The organism is Nocardia sp. NPDC020380 (assembly GCF_044386975.1).
Taxonomy (GTDB): domain Bacteria; phylum Actinomycetota; class Actinomycetes; order Mycobacteriales; family Mycobacteriaceae; genus Nocardia.
In genome coordinates, this window is record NZ_JBIRVQ010000006.1 from 319,268 (window position 1) to 338,466 (window position 19,199).

The 19,199-nt window shown below is 67.5% G+C and carries 12 protein-coding genes; 4 read left to right on the forward strand and 8 right to left on the reverse strand.

Features of this window, described 5'->3' with window-relative positions:
• Positions 1-10: 10 nt before the first annotated feature.
• From ACH438_RS18185 to eccA, 4 genes are read right to left on the reverse strand one after another with little or no spacing between them, the layout of a single operon-like run.
• A complete protein-coding gene (locus ACH438_RS18185) occupies positions 11-1,324 on the reverse strand; it encodes a hypothetical protein (protein WP_397006542.1) in 1,314 nt (437 codons plus the stop codon).
• Between the two features lie 8 nt (positions 1,325-1,332).
• The gene (locus ACH438_RS18190; RefSeq protein WP_397006544.1) at positions 1,333-2,583 is read right to left on the reverse strand and encodes a hypothetical protein; all 1,251 of its coding nucleotides are present in this window, start codon (positions 2,581-2,583) and stop codon (positions 1,333-1,335) included.
• A gap of 31 nt (positions 2,584-2,614) precedes the next feature.
• Positions 2,615-4,867, reverse strand: coding sequence for a type VII secretion protein EccE (eccE, locus tag ACH438_RS18195; RefSeq protein ID WP_397006546.1), 2,253 nt, complete (start codon positions 4,865-4,867; stop codon positions 2,615-2,617).
• Positions 4,868-4,881: 14 nt separating this feature from the next.
• Positions 4,882-6,717 carry a type VII secretion AAA-ATPase EccA gene (gene eccA, locus ACH438_RS18200; protein ID WP_397006548.1) on the reverse strand — a complete coding sequence of 612 codons (1,836 nt, stop codon included), beginning with the start codon at positions 6,715-6,717 and terminating at the stop codon, positions 4,882-4,884.
• 156 nt (positions 6,718-6,873) lie between these two features.
• Between eccA and eccD the strand changes: the two genes are divergently transcribed.
• Genes eccD through eccCa form a run of 3 tightly spaced genes read left to right on the forward strand, consistent with a single transcriptional unit; the run spans position 6,874 to position 13,877 of the window.
• Positions 6,874-8,349, forward strand: coding sequence for a type VII secretion integral membrane protein EccD (gene eccD / locus ACH438_RS18205; RefSeq protein WP_397006550.1), 1,476 nt, complete (start codon positions 6,874-6,876; stop codon positions 8,347-8,349).
• A complete protein-coding gene (gene mycP, locus ACH438_RS18210) occupies positions 8,346-9,839 on the forward strand; it encodes a type VII secretion-associated serine protease mycosin (protein WP_397006552.1) in 1,494 nt (497 codons plus the stop codon). Before eccD ends, mycP begins: the two co-directional genes overlap by 4 nt.
• A gap of 18 nt (positions 9,840-9,857) precedes the next feature.
• The gene (gene eccCa, locus ACH438_RS18215; protein WP_397006554.1) at positions 9,858-13,877 is read left to right on the forward strand and encodes a type VII secretion protein EccCa; all 4,020 of its coding nucleotides are present in this window, start codon (positions 9,858-9,860) and stop codon (positions 13,875-13,877) included.
• A 21-nt stretch (positions 13,878-13,898) separates the two neighbouring features.
• Here the strand turns inward: eccCa and ACH438_RS18220 are convergent, their stop codons facing one another.
• Positions 13,899-14,534, reverse strand: a complete 636-nt coding sequence (locus tag ACH438_RS18220) for a GNAT family N-acetyltransferase (protein WP_397006556.1) — start codon at positions 14,532-14,534, stop codon at positions 13,899-13,901.
• On the reverse strand, positions 14,531-15,370 hold the full coding sequence (locus tag ACH438_RS18225; protein WP_397006558.1) for a GntR family transcriptional regulator: 840 nt from the start codon (positions 15,368-15,370) through the stop codon (positions 14,531-14,533). Before ACH438_RS18225 ends, ACH438_RS18220 begins: the two co-directional genes overlap by 4 nt.
• A 178-nt stretch (positions 15,371-15,548) precedes the next feature.
• Between ACH438_RS18225 and ACH438_RS18230 the strand changes: the two genes are divergently transcribed.
• The gene (locus tag ACH438_RS18230; protein WP_397006560.1) at positions 15,549-16,055 is read left to right on the forward strand and encodes a DUF4254 domain-containing protein; all 507 of its coding nucleotides are present in this window, start codon (positions 15,549-15,551) and stop codon (positions 16,053-16,055) included.
• A 52-nt stretch (positions 16,056-16,107) separates the two neighbouring features.
• Here ACH438_RS18230 and ACH438_RS18235 read toward each other — a convergent pair whose 3' ends face one another.
• Both ACH438_RS18235 and ACH438_RS18240 read right to left on the reverse strand, forming a co-directional pair.
• Positions 16,108-17,979, reverse strand: coding sequence for a serine/threonine-protein kinase (locus ACH438_RS18235; RefSeq protein WP_397006562.1), 1,872 nt, complete (start codon positions 17,977-17,979; stop codon positions 16,108-16,110).
• 55 nt (positions 17,980-18,034) lie between these two features.
• Complete coding sequence (locus ACH438_RS18240; RefSeq protein ID WP_397006564.1) at positions 18,035-19,195, reverse strand: hypothetical protein; 1,161 nt, start codon at positions 19,193-19,195, stop codon at positions 18,035-18,037.
• Positions 19,196-19,199: the final 4 nt, after the last annotated feature.

Here is a 19,199-nt window from a genome sequence, read left to right on the forward strand (position 1 = left end):
GCGGTGCTTCTCACAGCGCCTGGCTGTTGGCGAGTACCGCATACTGTGCCGCCGCCTTCTGCTGTACGTCGATCAGCTGGTCGCTCGCGACGCGGGCGACGTAGCGGTCATAGTGCACGGTGCAGAGGTACCTGTTGTCCGTACTCCAGGAGTCGTAGTCCTCGGTATCGAAGTTCAGGTCGGACTTGGGATTCGGGTTCTGCACGCAGGCTGCGTCGGGAACACCGGCAGGCGGTTCGACCGATCCAGGGATGAGCTTGTTGATCGCAGTGGCCAGGGCGGTGGCGGCCTTGGCATCTCGGGCGCGCAAGAGCAATCCGCCGTGCTTGGCGGTGGACGTCATGTCGACGCCGTTGTCGTCCAGGAGACGCTTCACGGTCGGTTGATCCTCCACGTAGTGCAGGTAACCGCGTGGGGCATGGCTGATTTCGGAGTACGCGTCGAGGCTCAGGTACGGGTTGGGGTGCAGGGTGCGGCGCAACATGGTGTCGGGCTGGTACTGCATGCGGAAGATCTCGCGCGGTGACAGGGCCGGTGCCTGGTCGAGCAGTGGTAGCTGTGCCGCGAGGACCTGATCGGCGAGTTTCCGTAGTCCGTCGATGTCCGGGCTGGGCTGCGCGACATAGACATTCACCACGTAGGCGCCGTGCGCGAGCGTGGCCGCCATCGATGGAATGCCCGGTCGCCAGTGCGCCTTCGCATCGGGCTGCTTGTCGAGGGTGATGTGCACGTTCTGGTCGGCAGCGACCGCGAAGTCGGCCGCTTCCATCTGACCGGCGGCCGCCTGTGCCTTCTGCGGATCCGGAAATTGCAGCACAGTGACATTGAACGAGGTCGCGTTCGGGTCGCCCTGGGCGCCGGCGAAAGGGTTGAAGTTGTCGTTGTCAGGGAAACCGGCGCCCTTGACCAGCGCGTGGGTGCTCGCCGCGGCGGAATACCCGAACATCATTCCGTTGCCGTCCAATACGGGCTGCACCGCACCCGCCAATACCGCGGCGTACTTCGTCGAACCCGATGACTTCAGGTACAGCGAGAGGACATTGTGGGCGAACTTGGGATCGACGTCCGGCCCCGCGACGACATTGTCGGCCAGCCGCGCGAGGGCGCCCGCCTCGCCGTCGTCGGAACCGAAGGTGTTCTGCATCCGGACGTCGAGCGGATCGGTCGGGTAGTTACCGACGGGGAGTTTCCTGACGTCGATCTCACCAGCCGCCGGAGTTCCGGATACCGCACCACAGCCGGTGAGAGCGGCCGCGGCCAGTACGAGCGCAAGTGCGCCCAATACGGTTTTGCCGGCGGAACGCCGAGCGCCGAGACTCTTCACGATTCCCCCTACCTGCTGTTCGCGAGGATGGCGTACTGCGCGGAGATCCGCTGGTACACATCCTGTTGCTGCTGAGACCACACCGACGCGACGTACCGCCCGAAGGTCACATGACAATCGAAGGGGAACTTGTGGGTGTCGGGACCGTGATATTGGGTGCATTGAGCGCTCGGCAGCCCTGGCGGCGACGCAATCGGATGCCGGACCTGGTCGATGTAAGCCGTGTCCAGGTAGGTCCGCGCCGCCGCGGCATCGCGGGCCCGGAGCAGCTGTCCCGCACCGTAACTCACCCTGTCGATGCCTGACTTGTCGAACAGTGCGCGAGTGACGTTCGGATCGTCCTCATCATGTATCGCGCCGTGCGCGTCGAGCGTCCCGGTGAACGCATTGGCGGTCTGATCACCGTCGGGGCGAGGCAGAGTGCGCCGGAGCATGCCGTCGGGATCGATCGGCAGACCGGCGAGCTTGTCGGGTGGCGTCGCCTGGAAGGACTTCAGTCGGTCCGTAGTGACGTCGATGGCCTTGTCCGCCAATGCCAGAGGTGCAGGGTCGGCCGCGACATTCCAGTAGTTCTGCAGATAGAAACTCTCGGTCTGGTGGATCAGTGTGAAGACGATGAATCTTCCCGTGGGGTACCAGGAAGCGAGGACCTGTTCCTGTGGGGACCACACCATCTGCGCGTTCGGATGCTCACTTGACTGCAGCGGCATCGATACCGCCGGATTGGTTCCGGACTGCAGCGGGGTCAGATCGAGACCGCTGTGTGCGAGCGCGGTGGCCGCATTCGCCGCCGCGGTGTCGGTGTCGAAGATCATGACCGCATCGCCGAACGTGTAGAACCCGGAGGTCGGTGCCGTCTCCGCGGCCGTGGCGAAACCGGCGACGAAACCCGTTGCGTCGGTGTCGAAGTGATCGATATTGAGATAGCCGCCGTACGATTCGCCGGTCAGGAGCACGTGGGTGCCGTACGAATTGATTGTCAGCTTCGGGTCGATCTCCACGGGTAGCGGCATGATGTCGCCCAACCGCAGCGCCTCGGTCGTGCGCGCCATGACCGCCGCATCCTTGGGGACGAAGTCCTGCGGTTTGGTCTGGTAGTTGCCGGTATCCAGCTTGGTCAAGTCGACCGGCTGGTCACCGGCCGAATGGGAATCGGATCCGCAGCCGGTCGCGGCCAAGGCCGAGAACAGCAAAATGGCCGCGGCTGCTGCGCGCAGCCCGGAGCGGGCCGATGGTAATCGGCCTGTGTGGTGACGCATATGTGCGGATCCCCCCTTGTAAATCAATAAATCAGCGCCGGGCCGTGGCCCCGCTCAGGTAGTGCTGCTCGGCCGGTGTGGTGACCAGCTGGGCGGTGGTGGTGGTCGCGGGGGTGTGCACGGTGACGGTGTGCGGAGCGTTCGGATGCTGGACGATGGTGACGTCGGCATCGGGCTCGTAGTCGGGGGAGAGGGCCTCGTGCACCGTGACGACGGTGGCCGAACCGGGGGGAGCGCTGGCCGGGACGCCGTCGAAGACGATGACGGTGGCGGCCGGATGCGGGAGGCGGCCGGTCACCGTGGTGCCGCGGGAACTGTGCGTCACGGAGGAGGCCAGTGAAAGCGCGTGCGGGGCGGCGACATTCGTCACCATGCCTTGCCAGGCGCCGGGCCGGGCGGTATGCACGACCGCGCCCGCGCCGAGGGCGATGGCGCGCAGGATGACCTGTTGCACCAGTTCGAGATCGGCGATGATGTCGATGCGCCGCGAGCCGACACCGATGAGCGGCACCGCGATACCGCTGCCGGTGGCATCCGCGCCGATGAGCTGACCGCAACCCGCGGTGGGCATGGCGATATCGGTGAGCACGTCCACCGGGCCGCGATAGCCGCTGGGCCGAATCTCCTGCGCGCCGTACACCAGAATGTCCATGAGCGCCCACATCTGGCGGCGCGGCAGCTCCTTGAGACCCGCCACGGGCGGCTCGCCGAGCTCATACGGAGTGTCGTAGCGGACCCGGGCATCCACCTCGATGATGCCCGCGGGCTGCCCCGGCTTCGCACCCGGTTCCGCGACCGGCTGCAGCCGTACGGTCACCGTGGTGGCGAGACTGCGCACCGCCCAGATCTTCGCCAGGCCATCGGAATTGAACAGCTGTGGGTCGATCTGGTAGCTCGTCAGGTGAATCCCGTTGTGCTCCAGGTTGTCCGGGTGCTCGGTGAGCTCGCCCACCGGAATACCGCGGGTGAGCTCACGCAGCGCGGCCGTCATCTCCGACGTGGTGAGCACCGACGCCGTAATGCCGTGCCCCGCCAGCCGATTGGCGACGCGACGGGTGGCGACCAGCGCCGAGCGCAGCGCGCCCTCCGGACCGCCGCCGCGATTGTCGACCGCCTTCGCATTGTCGAGCGGGTTCAATCGCAGGATCAGCCACATGGTGCGATGCGCGATGGCCGGCAGCGGGCCGAGGATCTCGTTGTAGAGGCGGCCCAGCGGCGCGATGCTGGCGGCGTAGCCGGAGATCACGGCCTCGGTGCTGGCCGTGCGGGTGCCGCTGCTGATCACGTCCGCCGAATGCAGTTCGACATCGTATTGCCGCAGGCAGGCGGCGATCTCGTCGAGCGGCAGCAGCTGGTCGGTGCTCAGCGAGCCGCGGCGCAGTAGGGTCAGCGTGTCCGGCGGCGGGTCGATGCGCAGCATGGTGGTCAGCAGCGTGCCGTCCCAGCGCAATCCACAGCTGCCGCCGTCCGGCATCGGCACGTCGACCACGGCGTTCTCGTCGAAAGTCTTGCGCCGGGCCTGCTTCCAGCGATACGCCACCCAGCGGCCGATGCGCAGTCCCACCGGAACGCGGCCGATCGGGGCCAAGCCGATGAGCACCGGCACCAGCCCGGCCACCAGCGCCGCCCACCACTGCGTGTGCAGGCCGACCGCCACCAGCGAAGCCGCCACACCGACCAGCGCCACCGGAACCACCAGCCGCAGCGGCAGATTCCGGAGCAGCCAGAGATCATCCGCGCGTAGCTCGATGCCCGCAGCCGGCTCGGCAGGGGGCAAATCGGCGGTGTGCGCACCGGCGGCGCGATGCGCACCCGACTCCCGGCGGACGGCTTCCATCGGCTGTGCAAGCGATTCCGGCGGCGCGGGACGCGGCGGCGCGAGCGTCACACCACCCTGGTCGTCCGGGCGCGAGTGCTCAGCACCACGCGAGAAGTCGGGCTGCCCGCCTTGCGGGAAACCACGCGGCCCCTCGTGCGGGAAGCCCTGTGGCCCGTCCGGCCGATAACCGCGCTGCCCCTCGTCCGGGAAGCCGTGCTGCCCACCCTGCGGGTAACCGCGTTGCCCGTCCTCCGGAAAGCCGTGCTGCCCACCACCTTGCGCGTAACCACGCTGCCGGTCCTCCGGGAAGCCCTGTGGCCTGTCGCCCGGGACACCGTGCTGCCCACCACCTTGCGGGAAGCCGTGCCGCCCACCCTGCGGACGGCCCGGGCCCCCGGCATAGGGATCCGCACCATTTCCGCCCGGCCTGTTGTCGCCGGCTCCACCCCGCGGAAAGTCGTTCACAGTTCAGTAGCCTCTCAGCCGGCGGCCGACGACAGGCCCAGGGAAGTGAGCAGGCTGCTCAGCGCGGCCTTCATATCGGGGCCCTCGATCCGCATGAGTACCGACTCGTCCACTGCGCTCAGATCGATGGATTCATCATTGGCCAGCCGGAATTCCCGCTCTTCCTCGGCGGCCTCGATCAGGTTGCGGATGAAGCGGCCGTTGCCGGCCAGGTCGACGCCGCGGCGCGGCTGCCCGCTCTGGTCGGTGCTCTCCAGCTCGTACAGTCGCGAGCACGTCTCGACCAGCGCTGCCAGCGCGCCCTCGGACAGCTCCGAATCCCGCTTGGTGGCAACCACCTTGCCGATCTGACCGAGTTCTTCGGCGGTGTACGAAGGGAACTGCAGCCGCTTGGCGAAACGCGAGGACAGACCGTCATTGGCGGCCAGGAAGCGGTCGATCTCACCGTCGTAACCGGCGATGATCACGACCAGGCGATCGCGGTCGTTCTCCATGCGGGCCAGCAGGGTGTCCACGGCCTCGCGGCCGAAGGCATCGCCACCCGAAAGACCGGTCTGGATCAGCGTGTACGCCTCATCGATGAACAGCACACCATCCATGGCGGTATCGATCAGCGCCTCGGTCTTGATGGCCGTCGACCCCAGATGCTGGCCGACGAAATCCGAGCGCTTCGCCTCGACCACCTTGTCGGTCTTGAGAATGCCCAGACCGCAATAGATCTTGGCGACCACCCGCGCGATGGTGGTCTTACCGGTTCCGGGCGGACCCGTGAACGCCAGGTGCTGACCGCGCGCGGAACTGGAAAGTCCCTTCTCCGCCCGGATCTTCGCCAGCTGCGCACTCGACTGCAGCTTCGCCACCTGGGTCTTCACCGCCGTCAAGCCGATCTGCTTGTCCAGCTCGGCGCGCGCCTGCGCGAGCACCTCTTTGGCGCGGTCCTCGTGCTCGGCGGCCTGCTTCTCCTCCAGCGAGGGCGCGGACGCCGGATCCCACTTGTCGGTGCGGGCCTCGATCACCTCTTTGGAAGTGAGCGTGATCCGGTAGGTGCGGTCGCGCATGGCCGCGGTGTTGGCGTCGAAATTGGGCGCCTGCGAATACACGTTCTCGAAGAGCGCCTGCGCCTCCTCGGCCTGGCCGTTCTCGCGCAGGCACAGACCGCGGCAGAACATGGCCGCGGTGCGCGCCGCCGGAATCGGGCCCGCCTCGGCCGCTTCCATGCGGCGGATCGCCTCACCGAACAGACCCAGCTGCGCACAAGATGTGCCGACCATCACATGCGCACCTGCGGCGAGATAGGGGTCTTCCCACTCCGCGGAGCCCGCCAGCACGGTCATCACATCCGGCCAGCGCTGGGTGTTGTAGTGCAGGATGCCGCGCACGTACTTGATGATGCGGCCGTCGATTTCGAAATCCGGATCCGAAGCCCGCGCCCGGCGGTGCTTTTCGAGCTCGTCGAGGACGTGCTCGGCATCGTCGTAGTGCTTCTCGGCGATCAGATGCGCGGCCCACGCCAGGTGAATCTCGGTGAAACTCGCCAGCGGATAGTCGATGTACAGACCCGGCAGGAAACGTCCAGCAAGCATCCGCGAAGACAGCCCCAACCGGCGCTGTTCCCGCCCCAGCGAGACCGTGCTGCACTTGTAGAGGTTGGACAGAACATCCGTGGTGACCTCACCGGCGGCGGCCCGGCCGAGCCAGGCGTCGGCCATGGTCGGGTCCCACTCGGTGGCGCGCTGAAAGGCGAGTTTCGCGTAGTCGAGGTCCCGGTTCGATTCCTGGCCCTCGATGCTCAACCCCAGTGACAGCACTCCGGCATCGAAGGCGCGTTGTGCCTGGCGAGTGTCGATCATCCTAGTCGAACCCCGAATTCGTCGAACCTGGCTGGTCTTTCGTTCACAATCCCCACCCACACCGGTGTGATCGCACAGCTGCGGACAGTCGGATACATTATGGTTAACCGCCCTGGGCGGGCAACTGTTGAGAGCTACAGGGGAGCAGTTCAGCAAGTGACAGCACAGTCGATCAGCGGCTCGCGGGCCGCTGAGCCCGAGTTGTGCCGAGTGTCCGTCATCGGGGGGAATACCCAGCTCGACGTCGGGCTGCCGGCCAACGTGCCGATCGCCGCGTTCATCGGTGATCTGGTGCGTCTCATCGAATCCCGCAACCCGGATCCCATAGGCGGCGAGGAGGGCGGAACGCCACTCCAGTCGCAGCATTGGACACTGGCCAAATTGGGACGCGACATGATCGCGCCCAGCCAGACCCTCAATGACGCCGAGATCTACGACGGCGAATTGCTGGTGCTGCGATCGGTTTCCGCCAAGGAAGCCCCGGCCCTCTTCGACGACGTCATCGACGCCGTCTCCCGGCTCACCGCCGAAGAGTTCCGCAGCTGGTCGGCGAGCGCCGCCCGCTGGACCGGACTGGTGGCCGGCGTGGTCGCCGTCGTCTTCGCGGTACTGCTGGGCCTGCTCTCCCGGTCCGGCGGAGACAAATACGTGGCGCCGCCGCTACTGCTGGCCGGCGCGCTCGCCGCACTGGTCGCCGCCGCCATCGCCATGCGCAAATACGCGGACGAACTCACCGCGACCGTACTGACCCTGTGCATGCTGCTGCTCACCTTCGGCGGCGCGGCACTCGCCGTGCCCGGATCACTGGGCAGCCCGCACCTCATGCTCGGCGCCGCCGCGACCCTGCTGCTCGCGGTGGTCGGATATCGCATCATCGGCGCCGGCGCCGCGGTGATCTCCGCCATCGTCACCGTCGTACTGCTATCCGGCGTCGGCGCGGCCGTCCGCATGATCTGGGACGCCGGACTGCCGAAAGTGGCTGCCGGAGTAATGGTCGCCTCGATCATCGTGCTCTCCATGGTGCCGCGGCTCGCCGCCATGCTGGCCCGGCTGCCGGTGCCGCCGGTACCCACCGCCGGTGAGGCCATCGACCCGGCCGACCACGAACCCCGGCCCACCATCGAAGGCATCGGCGCCATCGGCGCGACCGTACTGCCGTCCGCGCACGGACTCGGGCAGCGCGCCCGCACGGCCAATCAATTCCAGGCCGGCATCGTGTTCGGCAGTGCCATCGGGGCCGCTGTCGGCGCGATCGGCGCGGCGGACCCGCTGCACTCGCATCGCTGGCAGGGCATCGCGCTCGCGGTCGTGATCTCCATCATCCTGTGCCTGCGCGGACGCTCGTTCGCCGATCTCACCCAGGCCGCCACGCTGATCGTCAGCGGCTGCGTCACTTTCGTCGCGCTCGCGGTACTGCTCGCACTCGGCGATGACGGCATGCTGCTGGTCTCGGCCGGCATGCTGCTCGCATTCGCGGTGGGCGCCATCGGATTCGGCGTGATCGGACCACACATCCAGGCCACCCCGGTGACCCGGCGCTTCAACGAGATCTTCGAATACGGCCTCATCGTGTCGATCATCCCGCTGGTGCTGTGGATCATGGACGTCTACTCGACGGCCCGGAACATATGAGCGCGCGTCCCGGAAACTGGGCGCGAACACTGTGTGCGGCAGCGGTACTCGGTGGGGCACTGCTGGGTCCGCAGGCCACCGCGGACGCCCGGCCGATGGCGACCGTCATCAAGCCCGACCCGGATTACAAGCATCTCGGGGACGCCCAGGCCATCGCCGGTAAACCCGCACCGCTGGGCCCCACCGACAAGAAGATCGAATGCGGCAGCACGTGGTTCCTGAAGAACAATGTGGTGCCGCGCGATCCGGCCATGGCACAGAAGGTCCTCGATCTGCCCGCGGTCTGGCAGGCCAACCCGCTGCCCAACAACAAGGGTGCGGGGCAGAAGATCGCGGTCATCGACACCGGCGTGGGCCTCAATCCCCGGCTCGACATCCAGCCCGGCGGCGACTTCGTCTCCGGCAGTGACGGAACCGAGGACTGCGACGGCCACGGCACCGCCGTCGCCGGCATCATCGCCGCCAAACCGAGCCCCGACGACGGACTGGTGGGCGTCGCGCCGGACGCGCAGATCCTGGCCATTCGCCAGTTCAGCGATCACTACCAGGCCAAGGACCAGAACGGCGACAAGCCGCCGGGCAGCATGAGCCAGCAGGGCTACGGCCCCAGCCTGACCCTCGCCGCGGCCGTGGTGCGCGCGACCGATATGGGCGCCCAGACCATCAATATCTCCGAAGCGGCCTGCACCGAAGTAGATTCCGGCAGCGGGACCGGAGACGACGCGCTCGGCGACGCCGTGCGCTACGCCTTCGACCACAATGTGGTCGTGGTCGTCGCCGCGGGCAACCTGGACCAGAGTACGGGCTGCGGCACCCAGAACGGTTCGTACAGCAATGTGAAGGCCAGCTGGGAGAACGTGAAAACGATCTCCAGCCCGGCCTGGTTCAGCAAATACGTGCTGTCCGTGGGCTGGATCGACCCCTACGGCAACCCGTCCGGCAATTCGCTCTACGGCCCGTGGGTGGGCGTCGCGGCCATCGGCCAGGACCTCGTCTCCCTCGACGTCAACAAGCCTGGCGGGCTGATCAACGCCACCGGGGTCGACAAAGAGGGAAAACCGATCGGCCTCAACGGAACCAGCTTCGCGGCGCCCCAGGTCGCCGGACTGGCAGCCCTGTTGCGGGCGAAGAATCCGGACTGGTCCGCGCGCCAGATCATGAACCAGATCATCCTCACCGCGCATCAGCCCGGTACCGGGCGTGACGACCGCATCGGCGCGGGCCTGATCGATCCGGTCGCCGCGCTGACCGCACAGCTGCCTGCCGACACGCTCAACGCGGAAAGCCCCGAGCTGCCGATCCATGTCGGTGCCGATAAGCCGGCTGCCTTTCCCCTGCCCGAAAAGCCCGCAGGCCCACCGCGATTCCCGCGACTGATCGCCACCGTCGGCACCCTCGTCTGTCTGTCCGCGCTGGGAATCGGTCTCGCGATATCGATTCCGTTCCGGCGTCGCCGCCGCGACGACGACCTGCCCGACCTCGATTCCTGACAACCCGGAGAGATACCCATGGCTACCGAAGGTTTCGTGCGTCGGCCCCGTATCGCCCCGCCACGCGCCCCCGGCGGTGAGATGGCGCTGACCGCACCGCCGGAAATCCCGCGCGCGGTCTCCGCGCCGCTCATGCAGAAGCTCATGCCGGTCGTGATGATCGTCGCCATGATCGGCATGATGGCGATGATGGCCATGATGGGCCGGTCCATACTGACCAACCCGTACATGATGATGATGCCGCTGATGATGCTCATGGGCATGGGCGGCATGCTGATGGGCCAGCGCGGCGGCGGCAAGAGCTCCGCCGAGCTCAACGAGGAACGCAAGGACTACTTCCGCTACCTCGACCAGACCCGCCGCGAGGTCCGGCGCATCGGGCAGAAGCAGCTGGAAGCGCTGGTCTGGAGCCACCCGGAACCGTCCGATCTGCCGTCCATCGTCGGCAGCCGGCGCATGTGGGAACGCCGCCCCAACGACCCCGACTTCGGGCACGTCCGCGTCGGTATCGGCACGCACCGGCTCGCCGCCAAGCTGGCGCGGCCGGAAACCGGGCCGCTGGAAGACCTGGAACCGGTGTCCACGGTGGCGTTGCGCCGTTTCGTGCGAACACATTCCGTGGTCCACCACCTGCCGACCGCGGTGTCGCTGCGCGCCTTCCCGGCCATCAATGTCGAGGGACCGGCCGCCGACGCACACGGACTGGTGCGGTCGATGCTGATGGAACTCACGGCGTTCCACGGACCCGACTATGTCGGGGTCGCCATCGTCACCGCCGAACCTGACCGCGAAGCCTGGGCTTGGGCGAAATGGCTGCCGCACGTACAGCATCCGAGCCAGCGCGACGGCATGGGCGCGGCTCGCATGATCTACCGCTCGCTGGGCGAGCTGGAGACCGCGCTCTCCGACGACCTGCTCGAGCGCGGGCGGTTCATGCGCAATCCGCAACCGACACAGGGGCGTCAGCACCTGGTCGTCATCATCGACGACGGATACGTCAGCGGCAGTGAGCGTTTGATCAGCGAATCCGGTCTGGACGCGGTCACCGTCATCGACCTCAGCGCCGCCGAGAACAGCCTCGCCGCCAGGCGCGGGCTGCAGCTGGTCGCCGCCGCCGGCGAGGTGTTCGCCAAGAGCGCGGCGGGCGCCGAGAAATTCGCCGATGCCGACCAGGTGATGCTCGCCGAGGCGGAAGCGTTCTCGCGCAGTCTCGCCCGCTACCGGATCGCCACCGCGGCGCAGATCGTCAGCCTCGGCGACAACACCACGGTGAGCGACCCGGGCCTGATGAACCTGCTCAAGATTCCGGACGCGGCGCAGATCGACCCCGCCAAGGTGTGGCGGCCGCGCGCCGGACGCGAACGCCTGCGCGTGCCGATCGGCATCACCCCCGACGGCACGCCCGTCGAGATCGACATCAAGGAATCCGCCGAGAACGGCATGGGCCCGCACGGCCTCTGCATCGGCGCCACCGGCTCCGGCAAGTCGGAATTCCTGCGCACACTGATCCTTTCGATGGTCACCACGCACTCGCCCGACCAGCTCAACCTGGTCCTGGTCGACTTCAAGGGTGGCGCCACCTTCCTCGGTATGGACCCGCTGCCGCACGTCGCGGCGGTCATCACCAACCTCGAGGAAGAGCTCTCGCTCGTCGACCGTATGCGCGACGCGCTCGCCGGTGAGATGAACCGGCGGCAGGAACTGCTGCGCTCGGCCGGCAACTTCGCCAATGTCGTGGAGTACGAGAAGGCCCGTGCGGCCGGTGTGCCACTGGATCCGCTGCCGGCGCTGTTCGTCGTCATCGACGAGTTCTCCGAATTGCTCTCGCAGAAGCCGGATTTCGCGGACCTGTTCGTCATGATCGGCCGCCTCGGCCGGTCGCTGCACGTGCACCTGCTGCTCGCCTCGCAGCGCCTGGAAGAGAACAAGATGCGCGGCCTGGACGCGCACCTGTCCTACCGGATCGGCCTGCGTACGTTCTCCGCCAACGAATCCCGCGCCGTACTGGGTATCACCGACGCGTACCACCTGCCCGGCATCCCCGGCTCCGGCTACCTGAAGAGTGACGCGTCGGATCCATTGCGGTTCAACGCGACCTACGTCTCCGGCTCCTATGTGGCCCCGCGCACCGTCCGGCAGAGCGCCGACGGGCGCTCCGTGGCCGAAGCGCCGCCGCGCGAATTCACCGCCGCGCCAGTGGAAATGCTGGAGCTTCCCGAAGCGGCGAACCCGCTGGATCCACTGGATCTGCTGCCGCCGCCCCCGCCCGCCGACGAAGGCGTCCCCGACAGCCTGCTCCAGGTGGTCGTGAAACGCCTGACCGGACACGGCCGCCCGGCCCACGAGGTCTGGCTGCCGCCGCTCGAGGAATCGCCCACCGTCGACATGCTGCTGCCGGATCCGGACTGGCGTTCGCCGGTCAACCGGCACGGGCAGCTGTGGATGCCGATCGGCATCATCGACAAGCCCTACGAGCAGCGCCGCGATGTGCTCACCATCAATCTCGCGGGCGCGCAAGGCAATGTGGCCGTGGTCGGCGGTCCGCAGTCCGGTAAGTCCACCGCGCTGCGCACCATCATCATGGCCGCGGCGGCCACCCACACGCCCGAGCAGGTGCAGTTCTACTGCCTCGACTTCGGTGGTGGCTCCATGGCCGGCCTGGTCGGCCTGCCGCACGTCGGTTCGGTGGCGAGCAAGCTCGACGTCGACCGGGTGCGCCGCACCGTCGCCGAACTCGCCACCCTGCTGCGGGAACGCGAGGAGCGCTTCGCCCAGCAGGGCATCGAATCCATGGCCGAGTTCCGGCGGCGCAAGCACGCCGCGCTGGCCGCCGGGCAGGCCGACGATCCGGTGCTCGCCGACCGCTTCGGCGACGTGTTCCTGGTCATCGACAACTGGCAGGTCGTCCGCGAGGAATTCGACTCGCTGGAGCCGACCGTCGGACAGCTTGCCGCCCAGGGTCTTTCGTACGGGATCCACGTGGTGCTGGGCTGCAACCGCTGGGGTGAGCTGCGCGCGTCGATCAAGGACATGATCGGCACCCGCATCGAGCTGCGCCTCGGTGACCCCTCCGACTCCGAGATGGGCCGCCGCGTCGCCGTCAACGTCCCGCTCAACCGCCCGGGCCGCGGTCTCACCGTGGACCAGCTGCACATGCTCATCGCCATGCCGCGCCTGGACTCCGACACCGACGCCCAGAACCTGGCCACCGGCGTGGCCGCGGCGCGCACCGAGATGCAGGCCCTCTACGGCAACCGCCGGGCGCCCGAGGTCCGCACCCTGCCCGCCACCCTGCCGCGCGAGCAGGTGCTGGAACTGGCTCGCCGCCACGGCATTCAGCAGAGCCCCACCAAGGTGGTCGTCGGCATCGGCGAATCCGAACTGCAGCCGATCGTGCTGGACTTCGGCACCGACCCGCACTTCATGGTGTTCTCCGAGGTCGAGTCCGGCAAGACGACGGTGCTGCGCAACATCATTCGCGGCCTCGCCGAGAGCTCCAATGCCGACCAGGCCCGCGTCATCCTCATCGACTACCGCCGCAGCCTGCTGGGCGTCCTGGAAGGCGACCAGCTCGCCGGCTACTCGACGTCCTCGCAGACCTGTGGCGGCATGGTCAAGGAGGTCGTCAACTACCTGGCCAAGCGCATCCCCGGGTCCGACATCACGCCGCAGCAGCTGCGCGATCGGGACTGGTGGTCGGGTCCGGAGATCTATGTCGTCGTCGACGACTACGACATGGTCGTCGCCGGCGGAAACCCGTTGGGGCCCTTGGTGGAACTGCTCCCGCAGGCCCGCGACATCGGCCTGCACGTGGTCATCTCCCGCAATATGGGCGGCATCTCCCGGGCCCTCTACGACCAGGTGCTCGGCTCGATGAAGAACCTGTCCGTCCCCGCGCTGCTGATGAGCGGCTCCCGGGACGAGGGCAAGGTCATCGGCGATATCCGCCCGATGCGCCTGCCCCCGGGCCGCGGCATCCTCTGGTCCCGCGGCAGCGACGACGAGATGATCCAGATCGCCGACGTTCCCGCGCTGTAGCGGAGCGCACCGGGATGTCGGTCAGCCGACGACATCCCGGTGCGTGGTCAGGGCGGACGGCAATTGCGCTCGGCGAGCATGCAATTGGATGAGGCCCTGGTAAGCGGTGGGGAGAATCGTGGCGGGCTGGGGCAGCCAGCTGGCGGTGCGACGCTCGAACAGGGCCCTGGAGGGCCCCGTGGCCTCCGGACCCGCGATACGGGCCAGGGTGAAGCCGTTGCGGAGGTAGTAGTCGTGCAGGCCCTCGTTGGTGGTCCAGGCGTCGAGGCGGACCCAGCCGCGATGCGCGGTGCGGGCCAGGTGGGCCGCGTGCGCCAGTAGCGCCTCGCCGATGTGGTTCCCGGCGAAGCGGAGGTCCACGATCATGTAGTGGACGATCACCGCGTCGGCGAGTTCACCGGGGGACCAGAGACCTTCGTCCGCGCGATTGTTCACCGTGATGGTGCCCGCGGATTCGCCGTCGATCTCCGCTATCCAGGTTTCGCCGGCGCGCACGGCCCGGGCCACGGACCGGGCGAAGAGCTCGATGGGGAGTCCACGTCCGGCCCGGGTCCATTGATCACTGCCGCGAGCCGCCAGCCAATTGGTGCGTTGCAACCGCAATCGAGTGACGGTTCCTAGATCGCTTATGTCGGCGCGGCGCAGGTGCGGGTTCATGGTGAGCCGGGTAAAAGGGAATTACCGAATGAATGGGAATTGCCGGGCGGACACGGCGCGCCCAGGGTTTTACGAATAATGTCCGTTCCATCGTCATCGCCCAATTCATAAGCCAGTCGGTTGCGGGCTGCGGTGGAACGGTGCCGTGTCACTCTGGTGATGCGCTCGTGATTTGCTCCGATACGTAAATGATCGAGGAGAACGGTGCCCGCGCCGATGCCGAGCACGGCCGCTTCTTCCGCCGTCGCGGGCCGCGCGACAATGGTGTCGCGATGCGCCGTCTCGGCGAAACCCCGGTCCGAGAGCCGGCGCGTGGTGCCCTCCGGAATATCGTGCGGACAGTCGATTCCGGTGGCCTCGGCCAGATCTCGCGGATAGAAGCTCACCTCCCACGACCAGGGCTCGTTGTCCAGATACTGCATGACCGTGCGGGAAACCACCCATGCGTCCTGGTCGACGCCCAGCCAGTGCGCGACCTCCGAACTGGCCGGTTCCATTCGCGCACTGAACTGTTTGGACGGCTCCCGGCCGGCGGTCCGGGCGATCTCGACGAAGATGTCGTGCGCCGCCCGCGGCCGGTCCGGGCGAATATGGTTGGTGACAACGGATTCCAGGACTTCCTGACTGCGCACAATCGTGCCGCGGGAAGTCGCTGTGTAGACCAGATTTTCGGCGACCAGGAGCTGAATGGCATTGCGGGCCGTCGTGATCGAGACCTGCATCTGAATGGCCAGCTCATTGTGACTCGGTAGTCGATCGCCCGGTTCCCACTTGCCGGCGCGGATCTCCTCGCGGAGGAGGTCTGCGATCCGTTGATATCTCGGACCGTCCGCCATCTCGCTCCTCGGTTGTTGCTTCAAGGCACCGAAGTCTACTCCGGCTGTCCTACTGCCGTGTAAGGCTTGACATACGCATTCCGAGGTTTATTGTAATGAACGTCCTGAATGCGGTGTTGTTATACGTCGATGAACGCGAGGCAACGTGGCAGGTTCGGAGACATCAAACACGGTCGTTGTGGCATTGCCCGACGTGTCCCCTGAGTATGCGGTCATGGAGGCACAGCCGTTCGCGGCGGGCCTCTTACCCACTTCCGACCTACTCTTGCGCGCTTGTCGCGGACACCGGGTGATCGGCGGACCTCTGCTGTGGTTCGCCAGCGATCTAGCGGTGTTGCACGAGCGCAGAGTGGTCGGCCGGGGCGGCGTCGGGCCGGAGACGGATCCCACCTCGATCATCGAAAACAAGCGCCGCCGAATCGAATTGGTCATGGCCATTGACGACTGGATCGTGCGCTCCGTGCCCCAGCACCGGCTGGGCGCCACGCTGCACACCGAAACCGTCGGGTCGGTCATCGACCGATTGGCCGAGGCCTCGGTGCGCGCCCATCACGCGTTGATGACCCTTGACGCGAATGATGAAGTGCTACACGGCGCTTGGCACCATTTGGCCGAATTGTCGGACGCCTACGACGATCTCGTGCGCGACGTGCTCGCGGGACGCCGGCGGCTCCCCGCCTGGTAGCCGAAACCCCAATGTGCGGTCCGGGCGCAAGGGCGGCCCGGACCGCCATTCGTCATGGCCTCGGCATCCGCGAAATCACGTCGGCCAGTACCTTTTCCGCCTTGTCACACGCGCCCGGCGTCAGGCCGCGATTGTGGGCGACCACCGCGACCTGCTCGGCGCGGTCGTCGGTGGTCGGGCGCACGACGTAGGTGACCTCGCAGTGCGGGCTGTCCGGGGGGCTCAACGTGTAGGCGGTCAAGGAGCCGACCGGTACGGCGGTCGGGTGATCCGCCGACTTGTCCACGCGCTCGGCTTCGAAGAGGGCCACCTCGATCGAGGCGTCCGCACCGTCGACCGTGCAGGTGTGCGGAGTCGACGTGCGCAGGCCCGGATCGCCGGAGACCGCCTTGGCGGAGGTCGGGTCCAGGACCGTGCAGGGATCCAGGCGCAGTATCGAGCCGGCGGGCGGGTTCGACTGCGGGACAGCGTGTGCCAGCTGCTCACCGATCAGGGTCAGGGCCTGTTCGGCGATCGGGCAGGCATCGCCGTTGTCGATTCCCGCCGACAGCTGGAGGGTCACCGGGTCATCGCTCTGGGTGGTCACCGCGCGGGCACAGGTGGGGGAGGGGCCGGCGGCGCCGACGATCGGGGCCCAGGCCACGGTCTTGCCCGTCGGGGTCGAATTCGACGGCGGCACACCGACCGACAAGGAGAACGACGCGGCCGGTTTGCCGGAATCGGCGAAGGTACCGCTGCAACCGAAGCCCTCCGGTTGCAGCGGATCGGCGGCGGTGCCGAGCTTGCCCGACAGGGACAGGTCGAGGAGCTTGCAGGCATCCAGCAGGCGCAGATCCGAGGCGCCCTGCGCGAGTGCGGGATCGGCCACCGGCTGCGCCGCCTGCGCGGGCCGGCCCGAATCGTCCGTCCAGCGGGTCACGCCGAACACGGCCGCGCCGACCGCCACCACGGCCACCGCGCCCAGGCCCGCCCAGCGCAGCATGCGGCGGCGGCGAGTCTCGATGTGCTCCAGCTGATCCCGGTAGGAGCTCTCGCGCTCGGTGGTCTGCACCCACCATTCGGCGTCGGTGCGGTGGGCGACGATGAAGTCCTGCACCTCCTGCGACCAGATCGGCTCGGCGGGGATACGGGCGGCCGCCTTCACGAGCTGGTCGGCGGTCGGGCGCTCCGCCGGGTCCTTGGTCATGCAGGAATCGACCAGGTCGCGCAGGCCCTGCGGGACACGGGCGGTCAGCGGCGTCGTGTGCGCGACGCTGTAGAGGATCTGCTGGGTGGACTTGCCGGCGAAGGGGCTCTCACCGGTCGAGGCCATGGTGAGGATCGAGCCGACCGAGAAGACATCCGCCGCGGAGGTCGGGCCGCGGCCCTCGGCCTGCTCCGGGGATGTATAGGCGGGTGAACCGATTACCGCGCCCGCGGACGTCGCCGGGGCGTCACCGTCCAGGGCGCGCGCGATCCCGAAACCGACCACGCGCGGACCCTCCGGGGTCAGCAGCACACTGCTCGGGCCGAGATCACGATGCACCAGACCGGCGCGATGGATCTCCGCCAGGGCGGCGGCGAGGCCGGTCGCCAGCAGGCGCAGGCCACCCAGATCCAGCGGACCGCATTCCGCGATCACCGTGCCCAGATCCGGGCCGGAAATGTATTCCGTGGCCAGCCACGGGCTTTCGGTCTCGGTATCGCTGTCGACCACCGTGGCCGTATAGGCGCCCGTCAGCTGCCGGCCCGCGTCGATCTCCCGCTGGAAGCGCTCCCGGAACTCCGGGGAGCCGGCCAGATGCCGATGAATCTGGGTGACCGACACCAGCTTCCCGGCCGGCGAACGACCGAGTAGCACCTGACCCATCTCGCCGCGGCCCATCACCGTGATCATGCGATTGCGGCCGAGCCACTTCGGGTCCTGCGGCGCCAGCGCCTTCATGCCGTACCTTTCACCAAATAGTCACTGCCGCCACGGATCTCGTCCGTCGAACGGTTCACCGGCGATCCGCCAGCACCGCGGACTCCGCCGCGGCCAGCTGCCGGACATCGGACTCCGTATCGCTGTACACCCGCGCCACGAATTCGCCGTGCGTCACGAAACAGCGGTAGCGGTAGGGGGTCAGCTGGGTGGGAACCTGCTGGGTCGCCTGCGCACACGCGGTCGCACCCGAAACACCGGACAGGGGTGCGTAATTCGCATCCGAACCCCGGCTCGTCAGATAGGCGGTGAAATCGTGGGCCGTCGCCGCGTCACGGAGACGGAAAAGCTGATTGTTGCGGGACATGGCCATCGAGACCAGCCCGGCGCCGGACGTAGCCGCGAAATCGCCCGCGGGATCGGCGCCCAGCTGCGCGTAGGCGCGGACACCGTAGACGGCGAAATTCTGCCGGTCCGGAGTATTGTCGCCGGTCTTCACCAACCGGGGCAGCAAACCATCCGGATCCAGGCGCAGCGCCGCCAGCTCGGACGCCGCCGTCGGCGTGAACGAATCCAGCAGGGCCAGCTGCTTCTGATAGGCGGCGGTCACCATGTTCACCAGCGCGGCCGGATCCGGATCCGGTAACTGCGCGGAAACTCTGATCACCAACGACTTCCAGGCGAAGGTGCTCGACAGCGCCGGAATACCCGGCCGCCAATGCGCCCACGCCGTGGGGAAGGCATCCACCAGGACCGGGGCATTGTCGGGAGCCTGATAGAAATCGGCGCGCTCCATATCCACCGCTGCCGCCGCGGCGGCCTGATCGTCGGGGAATTCGAGCAGCGAAACGCTCAACTGCTTCTTCGCGTCCGCACCCGCCTTATCCGCGGCCGCGACACCGAAAGCTCCCTGCACACCATGGGCATTCGCCGCCGCGACCTGCGCACCAGGGATCAGCGAGTAATTCAGCCCGGTGTAGTCGGCCAGCACACCACCGCCCCGGCCCGCTTTCAGATCGGGATCGACATCCGAAGCGAAGACCAGACGCTCACCGAGCCGCACCGACTCCGCCAGAATTCCGCGCGCCCGACTCGGTTGCGAGTCATAGTCACCCGCTATTCGCTGCGCTGGGTACTTACCGTAATCCGGTGCGCTTTCACTACCACAGGCTGCCGAAACCGCCATCACTGCGAGCCCGACCACGATCGCGGCGAACCTGTTGACTCCGAAAGACATACGC